This is a genomic window from Marinimicrobium alkaliphilum (assembly GCF_003259155.1).
Lineage (GTDB): Bacteria > Pseudomonadota > Gammaproteobacteria > Pseudomonadales > Cellvibrionaceae > Marinimicrobium_A > Marinimicrobium_A alkaliphilum.
Map to the genome: position 1 here is coordinate 318,337 of NZ_QGMQ01000003.1, position 12,661 is coordinate 330,997.

Here is a 12,661-nt window from a genome sequence, read left to right on the forward strand (position 1 = left end):
CGTTTACACAGTCTGCAATTGCTCGCGCATCAGCCCGAGCGTCATCACATCCCACTGCTCACGCCAGGCTTCACTCGGGTCGCGGCGAAAACCACTGCGAATAAACTGGGTAATACGCCCTTCTGCGGCCCCCAACATCAGACTCGCGGTCGCGGTCAGTGACAGGGTTGGCCGCAGACCTTCACGCAACTCCGCTTCGCGCAAAATCTGTTTGAGCTGTGTCTCGATCCGGTCAAACAGCTGCTCGACACGATCGCGCAAACGCTCATGCTCGCCCACCAGGGCATCACCATTGAGCAGGCGAGTGAACCCCGGGTTGCGCGCGGTAAATACCAGAAGGGTTTCGAGGATACGAAAACAGCGTTCGAGCGCACTGCCCTCACGCTGCATGATCACCGGAATGCTATTGAAGAGGGTTTCTTCAATAAACTCAATCAGCCCCTCAAACATTTTGGACTTGCTGGGAAAGTGCCGATAGAGCGCTGCCTCCGACACACCCACTTCTTTTGCCAGGGCCGCCGTGGTGATGCGCACACCTGGGCTGGTCTCAAGCATCCCTGCAAGGGCCTCAAGAATCTGTTGCCGGCGCGAGATTTTAGTCGTTGTCCTGCTCATGATTGTCATCGTACTCAGGTATTGTTGTGATTGCGGCTTTAATCCCACACTGGCCTTCAGTGCGCCGGGCGTAACGTCCCCAAGACAGCGCCCTATTCGGTGTGATCAAAGTTTCAGTCTATGCTACCAGATGTAACCGTTGAGCAACCAGCAAAAAGTGCCTAACGGTATCAGGTCGGCATGTGATTGGTAATCAATGTACCCACACCGGCGTCGGTAAAGATCTCCAGCAGCACCGCATGATTGACGCGACCGTCGATAATATGGGCGCTGGTCACGCCGGCTTTGACCGCATCCAGGGCACAAGCAATTTTTGGCAACATTCCCCCATAAATGGTGCCGTCTTCAATTAAGGCATCCACTTGCGCGGTACTCAAACCGGTCAGCACTTTGCCTTCTTTATCCTGCAGGCCCGCCACGTTGGTGAGCAGCATCAGCTTTTCCGCCTGCAGCACTTCCGCCATTTTACCCGCAACCAGATCCGCATTGATGTTGTAGGAAGCACCGTCTTCGCCCACACCAATCGGCGCAATGACGGGAATACAGTCGCTGTTGATCAACATGTTAATCACCGAGGTGTTGATGCGGTCAACCTCGCCCACATGACCGATATCGATGATTTCTGTGGCCTGCAGGTCCGGCGATTTTTGGGTGACTTTCAGTTTTTTCGCACGAATCAGCTGACCGTCTTTGCCGGTCAGACCGATGGCATGACCGCCGTTGCGATTGATCAGGCTGACGATCTGTTTGTTCACCGTACCGCCCAGCACCATCTCCACCACATCCATGGTGGCGCTATCTGTCACGCGCATTCCGTTAATAAATTCCGACTGAATATTCAGGCGACCGAGCAGATCACCGATTTGCGGACCGCCACCGTGAACCACGACCGGATTCATACCCACCAACTTCATAAGGACAATGTCGCGGGCAAAACTGTTTTGCAGTTTTTCATCCACCATGGCGTTGCCGCCAAATTTCACCACAATGGTTTTCCCGGTGAAGTGCTGGATATAGGGCAGAGCTTCGGTAAGCACCTGGGCGACATTCATGGCCGCATCGCGACTTAAAGACATAGGGTTTATTCCTGCAAATTACAAATCAATGGAGAGCTCGGGCGCGACCTTGAGCAGTTCGCGCTTGAACAACTGTTTAATTTTTTCGAGCGCGGCTTCGCTTGTCGCCTCGAACCGCAAGGTCAGTGCCGGCGACGTATTGGAGGCCCTTACCAACCCCCAACCGACGGAGAAATCCACGCGCACGCCGTCGATGCGCGTCACTTCACCACCGGGAAATTGGCCTTGGGCCGCAAGCGCATGCACCAGGTCGAACTTGCGCTCGTCGGCTACGGCAATTTTTATTTCCGGGGTTGAGGGAAGACGCGGGAAGCTCTCGAACACTTCGTCGGCAGTCTGGTCCCGAAGCACCAGAATGTCGAGTAGCCGGGCCATGGCGTAGAGCCCGTCATCAAAACCGTACCAACGATCTTTGATGAAAATATGTCCGGAGTATTCACCACCAATGAGTGCACCGGTCTCGATCATCTTGGCTTTCATGGGCGAATGACCGGTTTTCCACATGATCGGCCGACCACCGTAGCTGGTGACCACCTCGGCCAACTGGCGCGAGCATTTTACATCGTAAAGGACGTCGGCGCCCGGGTGACGGGTGAGCACATCCCGGGCAAAGAGCATCAGCAGCTGATCTGGCCAGATCACCTCGCCGCGCCCGGTAACCACCACCAGGCGATCGCCATCACCATCGAAAGCAACACCCAAATCCGCGCCGGTTTCTGCCACCTTGGCCTTGAGTGCCGTGAGATTTTCGTCCCGGGTCGGGTCCGGCTCATGATTCGGGAAGTTGCCGTCGAGCTCGCAAAACAACGGCACCACCCGGCAGCCCAGCGCTTCAAACAGTTTAGGTGCCACGGTACCGGTAACGGCGTTGCCCGCGTCCACCACCAGGGTCAACTCATCCGCCGGGGCGATATCGGACACGATGCGATCGATGTAAGCGGACACCATGTTGCGCTCGCGGACTGTGCCTTTGCCCTGGCGGAACCGCTGATGCTCAATGCGCTCGCGCACCCCCTGCACCTCCTCGTCAGACAGGGTGTTCCCGCCGATCACCATTTTAAAGCCGTTGTAATCCGCCGGGTTGTGGCTGGCGGTCACCATCACGCCGCTGCTGGTATCGGATTCGTGATAGGTCGCGAAATAGAGCACGGGCGTGGGCACAACACCGATATCAATCACGTTGCAGCCGGTGCTGACGATCCCCTCCATCAGCTCCCGACACAAATCCGGGCTGTGAATCCGGGCGTCGCGGGCGACAAGCATGGCGCTTTCACCCAGGTCAAGCGCGGCACTGCCAAGCGCCTGGCCGACCTGATGGGCCAGCCCCAGGGTCAGGTCGGTACCGACGATGCCGCGGATATCATAGGAGCGGAAAATATGCCCGGGCACGCGGACACTGGCGCCCTCATCCGCTACCGGCGGCTTGGGCCGGCGCATCGGTTCATCCATCCCGAGGAGATCCTGATCCTCATCCGCCATAGCGATATCGAGAATGTCCTGATCCTGATACATAGTGCTCGTCAACCGCTCGGGCGACGCTCGGTCGGACGCTTCAGGCTTACGCGATTCAGTGGCCTGCGTGTCCGCCTTGGCCGGGCCTTGTCGCTTGCCGGCAGGGCTTTTAGCACCGGCTTTGGGCACGGCGTAACGCCGACCCGCCAGGCGGTAACCCACCCACACCAGCAGCAGACTCAGCAGCGTGCTGCTGCCGACAATGATCAGAAGGATCTGGGGCGGCTCCCGGACTTCCTGCAAGAACAGCGGGGAGGGCGTGAAGGTCACCACCCAGTAGCTGTCGGCAAGGGCAGCTTCGGACGTGCCCGCCTCATCGGCGGCGTTACCGTCCTGCAATAACAACAAAGGGTGGGTGCCCGGAAATCGCTGAATCAAGCGGGTCTGACCGCGCCGACTGTCGAACCGGGAAACATGCTGCTGGAGCTCGCCGCGATCGAGGGTGACCAGCAGCGTGCCCCAGGGTTCGGCATCGTCGTTCGAAGGCAGTGGCCGCGCCCAATGGAGAAACCATTGATCGCCCACCCGAACCATTTCCGGGGGCGTCGGTTCGCTGCGCTCGGCGCGGCGAATCAGATCCAGCTCGGCAAAACGAATCGGCACCGCGTGATCGCGCTCCTGGACTGCACTGCCCAAGGGGATCAGTCGCACCGCGAGTGGGTTGGGAAACTGCTCGGCAATAGACCGTGCCAGCACCTCGCGCGCGTCCGGTGTTTCCAAGCCGCTCGGATCAGCCAGCGCCAACGCCGCTGTCATCTGGCCTTCAGTCTCGTCGAGGTAGTGGCGCAGGGCATTGACGCGGGCACGCAGCTCCAGCGCCTGCTGCTGGGCCAGCCGCTCTTCGGTCACGTCGTCGACGAGGGAGGACCGCAGGTGCCACGCAAGTAGCGCGTTGGCGACCACGACCAAAGCAATCAACAGGGGCAGAATTTTCTTGTTCAAAGTCCCTCTTCCTTCTTATGCCGTCGTTGTCATCAGATGCTGTGCAATGAGCCCGATAAGATCCCGGGCCAATTGGGATTTGCTGCGCTGCGCCAGATACTCTTCTCCGGCGTCGCTGATAAAAATCACCGCGTTGTCGTCGCTGTTAAAGCCGATGCCCTCGGTACTGATGTCATTCGCCACAATGGCGTCCAGGCGCTTGTGCTCGCGCTTGGCTCGGGCGTGCGCCAGCAGCAACTCGCTTTCCGCCGCGAACCCCACCACGCAGGGGCGCTCGGGCAAGGCGGCGACACTCGCAACGATGTCCGGATTCTTAACCAGGGTCAAGGTCAGGGTGTCGATGCCCGCCGTCTTTTTCAGCTTGTGCTCTGCCACCGACGCCGGGCGGTAGTCCGCGACCGCCGCCGCCGCGATAAATACATCGGCACTCGACGCGCAGGCGAGCGCCGCATCATACATTTCCTGGGCGCTGGTCACGGGAATCAGTGTCACCCGCTCAGGCGCGGGCAGAGCCACCGGCCCACTGATCAGAATCACCTTGGCACCGGCTTCCAGTGCCGCCTGCGCCAGCGCATAACCCATTTTCCCAGAGCTGTGGTTACTCAAATAACGCACCGGGTCGATAGCCTCCCGGGTCGGTCCTGCGGTAATCACCACCGTTTTTCCCGCCAGAGCACCGGTGTCAAAGAGCCCGGCCGCCGCGGCGACCAGGTCCTGCACCTCGAGCATACGCCCCGGGCCGACATCGCCACAGGCCTGACTGCCTTCGGCCGGCCCGAACAGATGAACGCCACGCCCCGCGAGGGTCGCGATATTGTCCTGAGTCGCCTGATTGCGCCACATCCCCTGATTCATCGCCGGGGCCAGCGCGATTGGCGCGGCCGTGGCCAAGCAGATCGTGGTCAGCAGGTCGTCGCCCTGCCCCTGGGTCAGGCGGGCGATGACATCCGCACTCGCCGGCGCCACCAACACCAAATCCGCCCAGCGCGCCAATTCAATGTGGCCCATGGCGGCCTCCGCCGCTGGGTCGAGTAGGTCCGCATGCACCGGGTGCCCCGACAGTGCCTGTAGCGTCAGAGGCGTAATGAACTCCTGCGCGGCGGGCGTCATCACCACCCGCACCTGGGCGCCGGCGTCCTGCAGGCGCCGAATCAGCTCGGCGCTTTTATAAGCGGCAATACCACCGGTCACCCCCAACAGGATGCGTTTGTTAAACAGTGAACTCATCGACACTTTTGCCCCAGCAAACCGACTCCAAAGGCGATAAGATACCACCCAAGCGGTGCCTGACGCACCCAACCGGTTCAAGGAATGCCCGACGCTATCATCTACAAGGAGGTTTTATGTCCATCGCCCAATGGCCCGAGGCCGAGCGCCCTCGAGAAAAACTGCTCACCCGCGGCCCCGCCACCCTGTCTGACGCCGAACTGCTCGCCATTTTCCTGCGCACCGGCTGTGCCGGTAAATCCGCCGTCGATCTGGCGCGCGAGCTGCTGCACACCTTCGGCGGCCTGCGCCCCCTACTGGAGGCCGACCAGGATGCCTTCTGCGCCGGACAGGGTCTGGGCAGCGCCAAGTACGCCCAACTCCAGGCGGTACTGGAGATGGCCCGACGCCACCTCTCCGCCGGGCTCACCGAGGGCGAGTCCCTCACCAGCCCGGACCTGGTGCGCCAGTACCTGCGCGCCCAACTGCGACACCTGCCCCACGAAGTCTTTTCCGTGCTCTTTCTAGACAATCGCCACCGGCTCCTGGCCTACGAAGAGCTGTTCCAGGGCACCATCGACGGCGCCAGCGTCTACCCCCGGGAAGTGGTCAAGCGCGCCCTGGCCCGCAACGCCGCCGCCGTGATTCTCGCCCACAACCACCCGTCGGGCGTCGCCGAGCCCAGCGGCGCCGACCGGCGCATCACCGAGCGCCTGCAACAGGCCCTGGACCTGGTGGGCGTGCGGGTCCTCGACCACATGGTGGTCGGCGACACGGAAGTGGCCTCCTTCGCTGAAAAAGGCTGGATTTAAGTGCGACCCAAACTCGCAGTCCGACAGACGCCGAGGTCGGGGATACCTGTGCGGGACACGCCGTAAACCCGTCCCTGGGGGCTCGACTGCCGCCGTCCAGGCGGCAGACGGTCCCGCACAGGTATCCCCGACCTCGGCTCGTGCTAACCGAAGAGCGGTGTCGCCGCGAAAGGGTTGAGGGCCGGGCTTTCAAGACCGTAAGCCGCGGGACTAGCGCTTTCGAGCGTACAGGGATGTACTTGCAGCGTGTCTTGAAAGCCTAGCCCTCAACCCTGCCACCTCGGTGAAAGCGGCGAAACAGGCCAAAAAAGCGCCAGAAAACATTGCTATTGGAGCCCTGTTTTGGTATAAAACGCGGCTCTTCGCGACCGGGAATTTCCGTGCGCCCTCTGTGAGGCGCGAAATGTCCCATTTTCGGGTCGCTGACTGGAACCCAATGGCTGCTAGATCCCGTGCTGGGCTGGCAAGCGTTAAACGCTGCAGCGCAGCACTACAAAGTATTGACGAGGCGAGACAATGTCTAAGGTATGTCAGGTAACCGGCAAGCGCCCGATTACCGGTAATAACGTTTCCCACGCAAAAAACCACACCAAACGTCGTTTTTTGCCCAATCTGCACTCTCACCGCTTCTGGGTAGAGTCTGAAAAGCGCTTTGTAAAACTGCGCGTTTCCTCCAAAGGCATGCGCGTGATCGACAAGCGCGGCATCGATGTCGTACTGACTGAGCTGCGTTCGCGCGGCGAAAAAGTCTAAGCGCTAACCCGACAACCCAGGAGATACGATCATGCGTGATAAAATCCGTTTGAACTCAAGCGCCGGTACCGGTCACTTCTACACGACCGACAAAAACAAGCGCACCATGCCCGAGAAAATGGAAATCAAAAAATTTGATCCCGTTGCTCGCAAGCACGTGATGTACAAAGAAGGCAAAATCAAGTAAGCCTCGGCGACTTGGTAGTGCATAAAAAAACCCGGCTCTGGCCGGGTTTTTTCGTTTAGGTCGCTCAGTACTCCGCCAGAAGCGCTGTGTAGCCTGCCCGATAATTCGGATAGCGGAACCGGAAGCCGCTCTCGAGCAAGCGCCGGTTTGAGCAGCGCTTGTTGGTGCGCCCCTGATCCGGCGCAAAGCACGCCTGATCCACACCCATCTGGGTGGCCAACCAGGCGACCACCTCCGCCATGGGCGCAGGCTCACAATCGCTCAGCACATACAGTGACTCTACCGGCTCCCCCCGGCACTGCCGTTGAATCAGATGGGCGATGGCGCCGGCCACGTCGTCGGCGTGGATGCGGTTGGTCCAGGCCCGGGACAGGGTCGCCCGGCCCTGGCGTACCAGAGTCTGCAAGCGGTCCCGTCCGGGGCCGTAAATACCGCTCGGGCGCACGATGCAGTGGGGCAGGCCGCTGGCGCGGATGACGTCTTCCGCCTCCAGCAGTCTCCGGGCCGTATCGCGCGTGGGTTCAGGCGGCGTCTGCTCATCGACCCAGTCGTCCTCGTCCCCGGCTGCGCCGTAAACACCGGTGCTGGAGACCCACACCAGCAGCCTTGGCGCCCGAGGCGCCGCCTTGAGCGCCGACACCAGCGCACCTGCGCTTTCCACATAGCCTCGGCGATAGCCTTCATCGCCGGATCCATCCGGCGTCGGTGTCACCACCACCCAGTCGACACCGGGTATCAGCGCCTGGGCCAGGTCCGACTCCCGTCTGGCGTCACCGGCGATATACGTCAGCGCGTCAGTCGGCGCCGGGGGACGGCGCCGCAGGCCGGTTACCGTATACGCCGGTGCGGGCAGCGCGGCGGCCAGCCGCCGGCCGATGTCTCCACACCCTACAATCAATAGTTTTTCGCTATTCACCTTTGCGTCCTTCCTCATAACAGGGCAAACTTGGGGGCTGTCACACCCCACGCCGAGATCACGGATCATGACCTTAACAGAACTGCGCTACATCGTAACCCTGGCTCAAGAACAGCACTTTGGCCGCGCCGCCGAACGCTGCTATGTGAGCCAGCCGACCTTGAGTATTGCGGTCAAAAAACTCGAGGAAGAGCTGGGTGTGGCCCTGTTCGAGCGTTCCAAATCCCGGGTAAGCGCGACGCCCCTGGGTGAGAAGATCGTCACCCAGGCCCAGTTGGTGCTGGAGCAGACGGCAGCCATCAAGGAAATTGCCAATGAAGGTAAGGACCAGCTCAGCAGCCCCCTCCGGGTCGGCGCCATCTTCACCATCGGGCCCTATCTATTGCCGCATTTTATCCCCGAGCTGCAGAGAAAAGCCCAAAAAATGCCGCTCTATGTGGAAGAAAGCTATACCGCCACCCTACGTCAGAAACTGCGCAAGGGTGAGCTGGATGTGATCATCATTGCGCTGCCCTTTTCTGAGCCCGATGTGGTGACCCAAGCCCTGTACGAAGAGCCTTTCGTGGTCTTGCTGCCCAGCACCCACCCGCTCACCGCCAAGGAGCGCATAGATCCCAAGGATCTGGAAGACGAAGACGTCCTGCTACTGGGCGAGGGCCACTGCTTCCGCGATCAGGTCCTGGATACCTGCACCCACCTCAACAACCAGCGCGATGAACACGGCGAGCGCGTTCAGACCGCCGCCGAGGGCAGCTCCCTGGAGACGCTGCGCCATATGGTGGCCTCGGGCCTGGGGATTACCATCCTGCCCCAGTCTGCTGCGGGCAATTCCGCCTATATGCCCGAAGTCCTGACCACCCGCCCCTTTTCCGACCCGGCCCCAAGCCGCACTGTGGCCCTCGCCTGGCGCGCCAGCTTTCCTCGTCACAAGGCCGTCGATGCCCTGCGCGAAGCCATTAATACCTGCCGTAAAAAAGATTATCCCGGTTAATCCGTTCCCGTGATCACCCAGGACGCGCCATCGCTGGATCAGCTACCGGTCACCACCCTCAAAGGGGTGGGCGGCCAGCTGGCCGGCAAACTTGAAAAACTGGGTATCCGCAGCCTTCAGGACCTGCTCTTCCATCTCCCCCTGCGCTATGTCGACCGCACTCGAATCACCCCCATCGGCGCCCTGCAACCGGGAGTCACCGCCGTGGTTCAAGGGGAGGTACGCGGCGCCGACATTGTCTTTGGCAAACGCCGTAGCCTGGTGGTGCGCCTGCAGGACCACACCGGCCTGATCACCCTGCGCTTCTACCATTTTTCCGGTGTCCAGAAGCAGCGACTTGAGGAGGCGGGAGAACTGCGCTGCTACGGCGAAGCCAGGCGCGGCGCCTCGGGACTCGAACTCTATCACCCCGAATACGAGGTCATCGACAGCACCCGCCCCGCACCGCTGCAGGAAACGCTGACGCCGGTGTATCCGGCCACCGAGGGCCTGACCCAGCAGCGCTTGCGGGGCCTGCTGGCACAGGCTCTCGGCTATCTGCAAAAACATCCGCCCACCGAACTGCTGCCCGACGCCCTGCGCGAACAGCTCGATCAGGTGCCCCTCGCGGACGCCCTGCGCTACCTGCATGCGCCGCCGGCCGACGCCCCGGTGGCGGCGCTGATGGACGGCAACCACCCCTACCAGCAACGCCTGGCGTTTGAGGAACTGCTCGCGCACCACCTGAGCCTGTTGTTGTTGCGCCGTCAGGTTCAGTCCGATGGCGCGCCCACTTTGACACTGGCGGGCGACCTGGTGGAGCGCTTCAAGACCAGGCTCGGGTTTGCACTCACCGGTGCCCAAGAGCGGGTGGTACATGAAATTGCACAGGACATTGCCCAACCCATCCCGATGCTCCGCCTGGTGCAAGGTGATGTCGGGTCAGGCAAGACTGTGGTGGCGGCCCTGGCAGCCCTGGCGGCGGTCGCCAGTGGTCGGCAGGCCGCGATCATGGCGCCCACCGAAATCCTCGCCGAACAGCACCGGCAAAATTTCAGCCAATGGTTTACGCCCCTTGGGATCACAGTGGGTTGGCTTACCGGTCGGCTCACGGCCGCGCGCCGGCGCGATCAGCTGGCCCTGATCGCCAGCGGCGAAGCCCAGGTGGTGGTGGGCACCCACGCGCTCTTTCAGGAGGGGGTCGAGTTCAAGGATCTGGCGCTGATTGTGATCGACGAACAACACCGCTTCGGGGTCCACCAGCGCCTGTCACTGCGCCAGAAAGGCAGCCAGGGGAGCGTGCGGCCGCACCAGTTGATCATGACCGCCACCCCCATTCCGCGCACCCTCGCCATGAGCGCCTACGCGGATCTGGATACCTCGGTAATCGATGAACTGCCGCCGGGGCGCACGCCGGTTACCACCGTGGTGATCAGTGAACAGCGCCGGGCCCAGGTGGTGGAGCGGGTGCGTGCGGCCTGCGCCGAGGGGCGTCAGGCCTACTGGGTCTGCACCCTGATCGAGGAGTCGGAAACCCTCTCGGCTCAGGCGGCCGAAGACACCGCCGAACAACTGGCGCTGGCCCTGGGCGAACTGAATGTCGGGCTGGTGCACGGGCGCCTCAAACCCAAAGACAAAGAAGCAACCATGGCCGCCTTCAAGCGCGGTGACATTGATCTGCTGGTGGCCACCACCGTTATCGAAGTGGGTGTGGATGTACCCAACGCCAGCCTGATGATCATCGAAAACCCGGAGCGTTTGGGTCTGGCGCAGCTGCACCAGCTGCGCGGACGGGTAGGACGAGGCGCCACTGCCAGCCACTGTGTGTTACTGTACGGGTCGCCCTTGTCCCAAACCAGCCGCGAGCGACTGACCGCCATGCGCGACAGCAGCGACGGTTTTGTGATCGCGGAAAAAGACCTCGAGCTACGCGGCCCGGGCGAGGTACTCGGCACCCGCCAAACCGGCGAAATGGCCTTTCGCATTGCCGACCTGCAGCGCGACGCCGAGCTGCTGGACAGCGTCAAGCAGGGTGCGCATCAACTGCTTCACAACCATCCCGATTTATGTGCAAACATCATTGAGCGCTGGCTCGGCGAAAAGCAACGCTACCTTCAGGTTTAAAGCACCTCTAAATTGCAGACGCAATATTCACAAATGTTATTTTTGCGTCTATCCTTGATTGAGATAGGCACTTAACCGAAACTAGGCTAAGGAATTTAGCGGAACAAAATAGCGGAACAATAACAGGAGTCATTTGTGCCCATACCCAATAGTATCGAGTCGTTGCTAAACGCGCAGCAGATCAGCTACCAGCTAGCCCCTGCGCCCAAGGGCCTGAACAACCTGCCCGTTGGCCACGAGCAGTATATGCGCGACTGCGGCGCGGTGACTTCGATGATTCTCGGCGACGAAATCGGCCAGATTCAGGTGCTGATCAGCGCCGACTCCCTGCTCGACCTGGCGGCCGTGAACCGGCGCCTGGAGCGTAACCTCAAAGCCGCTTCCCCGGATCAGTTGAAACAGTTTTGCACGCTGCATTCCGTCAGCCGCGTGCCGGCCATTCCCAAAATCGGCGGTTTCCCGACCCTGGTGGACAAACGCCTGCTCGACAAACAGCAGCTGCTGCTCGAATCCGGCGACGACGAACAGTTGATCACCCTGAGCCGAAAAGATTTCGAACAGGTCCTGGCGGACGCGATGATCTGCGATATCGCGCAACCGCTGGCACCGCTGGAGCAGGACGCACCGCCCCAAAACGACAGCGAACAGATCCTCGGCGCCGTGCGCCACTTCACCGAACGGCGTGTGCGCCAACGGCTCGAAGAAACCCTTGAACTGCCACCCCTGACCGACACCGCCCAGAAGATTGTCACTCTGCGGGTCAACCCCAACGCCGACGTCAGCGACCTGGCACAGATCGTCGAGACCGACCCCAGCCTGGCCGCCCAGGTGGTGAGTTGGGCATCCTCGCCCTACTATTCCGCCCCGGGCAAAATCCGCTCCATCCACGACGCCATTGTGCGCGTGCTCGGCTACGACATGGTACTCAACCTGGCGCTGGGTCTGGCGCTGGGGAAAACCCTGTCCCTGCCCAAGCAGGACCCGGAGGGTTCCCCCAGCTACTGGGAACAGTCGGTCTATGTCGCCGCCACGGTCGAGGGTCTGGTCAGCGCCATTCCGCGCGAACAGCGGCCGAGCTTCGGTATGGCTTACCTGGCCGGGCTGCTGCACAATTTTGGCTATCTGGTGCTCTCGGAAGTCTTTCCGCCCTACTTCGAGCAATACTGCCGGCTGGCCGAGGCCAACCCGCACCTGTCCCACCAACCCATTGAGCGACACCTGATCGGGATCACCCGCGAGCAACTGGCGAGCACCCTGATGTCGCTCTGGTCGATGCCCGAGGAAGTGGTGCAGGCCCTGCGCCACCAGAACAATCCCGCCTACGATGGCGAACACCACCTGTACGCTAAATTGATTTTTGTCGCCCGCCGCCTGCTCGCCCAGGAAGGACTGCTGCCCGGACCCAAGCTGGACGTCCCCGCGCCGCTGCTCAAATCCCTCGGCCTCGAGCCCGACAAGGCCCGTTCAGCCGTGCTCAATGTCATGGAGTCGGTCGACGAACTGGGCGAAATTGCCCGGCAGATCGGCGGCAGCTGATCGGGGGGTAGG

Annotated in this window: 11 protein-coding genes; 6 read left to right on the plus strand and 5 right to left on the minus strand. The window is 61.4% G+C overall.

The window, feature by feature from the left end:
* Nucleotides 1-3: 3 nt before the first annotated feature.
* From slmA to coaBC, 4 genes are all read right to left on the minus strand, one after another.
* Nucleotides 4-615, minus strand: a complete 612-nt coding sequence (gene slmA / locus DKW72_RS06950; protein ID WP_111641609.1) for a nucleoid occlusion factor SlmA — start codon at nucleotides 613-615, stop codon at nucleotides 4-6.
* 170 nt (nucleotides 616-785) lie between these two features.
* Nucleotides 786-1,691: an acetylglutamate kinase gene (gene argB, locus DKW72_RS06955; RefSeq protein ID WP_111641610.1), complete on the minus strand. Its 906-nt coding sequence runs from the start codon at nucleotides 1,689-1,691 to the stop codon at nucleotides 786-788.
* Between the two features lie 18 nt (nucleotides 1,692-1,709).
* A complete protein-coding gene (locus DKW72_RS16570) occupies nucleotides 1,710-4,145 on the minus strand; it encodes a phosphomannomutase/phosphoglucomutase (protein ID WP_111641611.1) in 2,436 nt (811 codons plus the stop codon).
* Nucleotides 4,146-4,160: 15 nt separating this feature from the next.
* On the minus strand, nucleotides 4,161-5,372 hold the full coding sequence (gene coaBC / locus DKW72_RS06965) for a bifunctional phosphopantothenoylcysteine decarboxylase/phosphopantothenate--cysteine ligase CoaBC (RefSeq protein WP_111641612.1): 1,212 nt from the start codon (nucleotides 5,370-5,372) through the stop codon (nucleotides 4,161-4,163).
* A 116-nt stretch (nucleotides 5,373-5,488) separates the two neighbouring features.
* Here coaBC and radC point away from each other — a divergent pair, with 116 nt between their 5' ends.
* From radC to rpmG, 3 genes are all read left to right on the plus strand, one after another.
* Nucleotides 5,489-6,163 carry a RadC family protein gene (gene radC, locus DKW72_RS06970; RefSeq protein WP_111641613.1) on the plus strand — a complete coding sequence of 225 codons (675 nt, stop codon included), beginning with the start codon at nucleotides 5,489-5,491 and terminating at the stop codon, nucleotides 6,161-6,163.
* 516 nt (nucleotides 6,164-6,679) lie between these two features.
* Nucleotides 6,680-6,916, plus strand: coding sequence for a 50S ribosomal protein L28 (gene rpmB, locus DKW72_RS06975; RefSeq protein WP_111641614.1), 237 nt, complete (start codon nucleotides 6,680-6,682; stop codon nucleotides 6,914-6,916).
* A 31-nt stretch (nucleotides 6,917-6,947) separates the two neighbouring features.
* On the plus strand, nucleotides 6,948-7,103 hold the full coding sequence (gene rpmG, locus DKW72_RS06980; protein WP_111641615.1) for a 50S ribosomal protein L33: 156 nt from the start codon (nucleotides 6,948-6,950) through the stop codon (nucleotides 7,101-7,103).
* A 64-nt stretch (nucleotides 7,104-7,167) separates the two neighbouring features.
* Here the strand turns inward: rpmG and DKW72_RS06985 are convergent, their stop codons facing one another.
* The gene (locus tag DKW72_RS06985; protein ID WP_232522341.1) at nucleotides 7,168-8,019 is read right to left on the minus strand and encodes an SDR family oxidoreductase; all 852 of its coding nucleotides are present in this window, start codon (nucleotides 8,017-8,019) and stop codon (nucleotides 7,168-7,170) included.
* Between the two features lie 67 nt (nucleotides 8,020-8,086).
* On the opposite strand from DKW72_RS06985, the gene DKW72_RS06990 reads away from it, so the two are divergent.
* The 3 genes from DKW72_RS06990 to DKW72_RS07000 all read left to right on the plus strand — a co-directional run bounded on the left by DKW72_RS06990 (nucleotide 8,087) and on the right by DKW72_RS07000 (nucleotide 12,649).
* Nucleotides 8,087-9,010 carry a hydrogen peroxide-inducible genes activator gene (locus tag DKW72_RS06990; protein ID WP_111641617.1) on the plus strand — a complete coding sequence of 308 codons (924 nt, stop codon included), beginning with the start codon at nucleotides 8,087-8,089 and terminating at the stop codon, nucleotides 9,008-9,010.
* A gap of 12 nt (nucleotides 9,011-9,022) precedes the next feature.
* Nucleotides 9,023-11,113, plus strand: coding sequence for an ATP-dependent DNA helicase RecG (gene recG / locus DKW72_RS06995; RefSeq protein WP_111641714.1), 2,091 nt, complete (start codon nucleotides 9,023-9,025; stop codon nucleotides 11,111-11,113).
* A gap of 135 nt (nucleotides 11,114-11,248) precedes the next feature.
* Entirely contained in the window at nucleotides 11,249-12,649 is a 1,401-nt protein-coding gene (locus DKW72_RS07000) for an aminoacyl-tRNA deacylase and HDOD domain-containing protein (RefSeq protein ID WP_111641618.1), read from the plus strand.
* The last annotated feature ends 12 nt before the right edge of the window (nucleotides 12,650-12,661 follow it).

Coding starts and splice junctions, on each gene's coding strand:
- radC (WP_111641613.1), top strand. CDS start 5,489: ATGTCCATCGCCCAATGGCCCGAGGCCGAGCGCCCTCGAGAAAAACTG.
- DKW72_RS06990 (WP_111641617.1), top strand. CDS start 8,087: ATGACCTTAACAGAACTGCGCTACATCGTAACCCTGGCTCAAGAACAG.
- slmA (WP_111641609.1), bottom strand. CDS start 615: ATGAGCAGGACAACGACTAAAATCTCGCGCCGGCAACAGATTCTTGAG.
- rpmG (WP_111641615.1), top strand. CDS start 6,948: ATGCGTGATAAAATCCGTTTGAACTCAAGCGCCGGTACCGGTCACTTC.
- rpmB (WP_111641614.1), top strand. CDS start 6,680: ATGTCTAAGGTATGTCAGGTAACCGGCAAGCGCCCGATTACCGGTAAT.
- coaBC (WP_111641612.1), bottom strand. CDS start 5,372: ATGAGTTCACTGTTTAACAAACGCATCCTGTTGGGGGTGACCGGTGGT.
- argB (WP_111641610.1), bottom strand. CDS start 1,691: ATGTCTTTAAGTCGCGATGCGGCCATGAATGTCGCCCAGGTGCTTACC.